At 52.7% G+C, this 2,394-nt stretch carries 2 protein-coding genes and 1 pseudogene; 1 reads left to right on the top strand and 2 read right to left on the bottom strand.

Translation table 11 applies throughout. The features are described 5' to 3' along the window. The coding region (locus NKH80_RS29980) for a N,N-dimethylformamidase beta subunit family domain-containing protein (protein ID WP_352995631.1) at nt 1–1,273 on the bottom strand (1,273 nt) is incomplete at its 3' end. Nucleotides 1,274–1,761: 488 nt separating this feature from the next. Continuing rightward, a pseudogene (locus tag NKH80_RS29985) lies at nt 1,762–1,901 on the bottom strand (IS6 family transposase); the annotation flags it as partial. Nucleotides 1,902–2,121: 220 nt separating this feature from the next. On the opposite strand from NKH80_RS29985, the gene NKH80_RS29990 reads away from it, so the two are divergent. Beyond that, nucleotides 2,122–2,394 (top strand): hypothetical protein (locus NKH80_RS29990; RefSeq protein WP_352995634.1); only part of this gene is annotated, 273 nt, incomplete at its 3' end.

A 2,394-nucleotide genomic window follows, 5' to 3' on the forward strand; every position in this document is an offset into this window, starting at 1 on the left:
TTTCAAAACCGAAGATACCATCTTCGTCGCCGAACATATCTGCGTAATCTAGACCTGTTCCGTCGAATGACCAATGATCCGGGCGAAAAACTGTAAAGCCGCGAGCGGCGCGAGCGCCGACGTTGCCGAAGCCAATTGGAGCGGCTCCCCGTACAGCGTTAACACCAAAGGTTTCCGCACCTGGCCAATTGACTTTCGGGTCTTCCCAATCGACGGTGAGGAGATGGTTGTTTTCAGTCCCATAGACCGGGTCGCGCTCGGGAGCTTTTGCGGTGTAGCAAATCTGTTGGCTGGTCTCATAGTCCATGCGGATTTGATACGAGAAATCGCCAGCCAGACGCGCAACGTTACCGCCCTGATTGAGGAATACATGAACAGCATTGCGCATCTCTCTGGTCCAATATTCACAATGTCCAACAAATACTGCGCAAGGATAGTCATTTAGTCTATCTTGATCTTGGTGAAGCTCATCCTGGGTAAAGATATCCACTGAATAGCCATTTTTCTCCGCCCACCGAACGAATAGTCTTTCGTAGCTTGCCCAGCCGGCGGCTCCATAATTTCGCGACAATCCCTTTGCATATGCATATTCTAGGGCTTCATATCGAGCCGGTCGTGGCGACCTAGGACGCACGTTCGATTTTATGCGCGGCGCGCCATCTGGTAGCCAAACTTGCCCACGTCCCCACGGACGCTTGGTAGACAAAATCGGAGAAAAGCCTCTGAAGTAATCCGGGTGTACTCCCCAATAGTGACTTGCTCCGCCAAAATCGTTGTAGGCCCGCCATGTCGCGACCGAGGCGACCAGAGCTAGAGTTTTCGTCTTATTGCCGGGCGACCGCAAGAACACGAGATGGTGACCAAGTGTTGCTCCATCGTTGCTCCCGTGTTCGGTGACCTCAATTAAGTATGCTCCAGAGGGCAGTGCGCCGTCCGTTGTCCATTGGTAAGATGCGCGCCAGCCACAACCGTCAATGTAAGCGTTTGGCGACATGGGTTGGTACTCTCCTTTTAAGCGAGAGGCCTCATGCACTAGGGTACGCTTAGCACCATCGCGATAAATGCGGAGAGTCACCCACTCTACATTTGTTGACAGAAAGAGGTTAACAGCCTCTCCTGAATGGAAGCTGTCCCGATCAGCATAGAGCCAAGCTGCTGGCGAACCTCCTTCAGACGGTATCTCCAACCAATTGAGATCAACCGGCTTTTGACCGGAGTGGGGCTCAGTTTTGATTTTTTGTGAAGTCTGAACAAAGGCCGGTGGTCGAGTCATCTCATCATACTCCGTACAATTTTTATAAGCGGTTCGCATTGGGAAGAGAATGGCCTAGGGAGGCAGCCGGTCAGGTGAAACTCCATGGACAAGCCATTTCTGTCAAATTCGAAAATGGGAGCCTTAATCCAAGTTTGATACATAGAAAGGGCTGATCACTATGACGGATGAATTCCATCGATCCTGGCCGTCAAAGCGCATCGACTCGGACAAAATCCTTGATTTCCTGGTTATTGAATGGGCGCGATCAGGGCGCGCCAACTTGGTCGAAATCCAAGCGAGACAATTAAGGCAGAACTTTCCATCCCGGCTGCAGTGACGATCGCAGCGTGCAGAAGGAGTTCCCATAACACACCTCCCTCCAGACGAGGCGTGCTGACGATGTCACGTCGTCTGCATATACACGAGTGAGACCAGCGGCCGCTGATGTTGCTGACCACGGCCACAGCATCCATTCGCCGTGGCTCCTGGTGATCGGAAGCCTTGCACATCCCCTCTCGTTTTCGCAGCGGCATATGTGCATTCTCCGCCCGGCTATCCAATCCCTTGTGCGACCGATGCTCGATGCCCGGCATCACCTTTCGCTTGGCTGCTCCATAGGACACGGCTTGTCGGTGACCATGCACTTCTTCGCGACGCTTTGCTTGCCATCGGTCTATGCCGCAAATCCCTGAACGCGAGTTGAGTTAATAATGCCAGATCGGAAAATGGCATCATTGTCTATATATCAAGTGCGACGGAGGTTTTGCGCAAGATCATGACAGACTCTGAGCGATCGGGTGATACTGTGGCGTTCAGCTAGATCTTGAATTGCCGGTCTGACCGACCGCGCCAGAGAAGGGGAGTTGATGGCCGTGATGGAGAGAGAGGAGACCCAGTGGGGCGTCAGTCCAAACGCTGCTCGTGTACATCGCGACGCTCTTGTTTGGGATGACCATGCTGGTTTTGCTCCATTTCCTGACTTGAACCTGAGCTTTCTGGAGAGATGGCTCCAATCTGGCGCTTCTTATCTCAACATCAATATCGGATCGGATCCCTTGACGTGGGACCAGACGTTGCGATGTGCTGCTCATTTTCGCCATTGGATCGAGACACATGGCGACTACTATATTCTCCCGGAG

Source organism: Mesorhizobium sp. M0904, assembly GCF_040319475.1.
Lineage (GTDB): Bacteria > Pseudomonadota > Alphaproteobacteria > Rhizobiales > Rhizobiaceae > Mesorhizobium.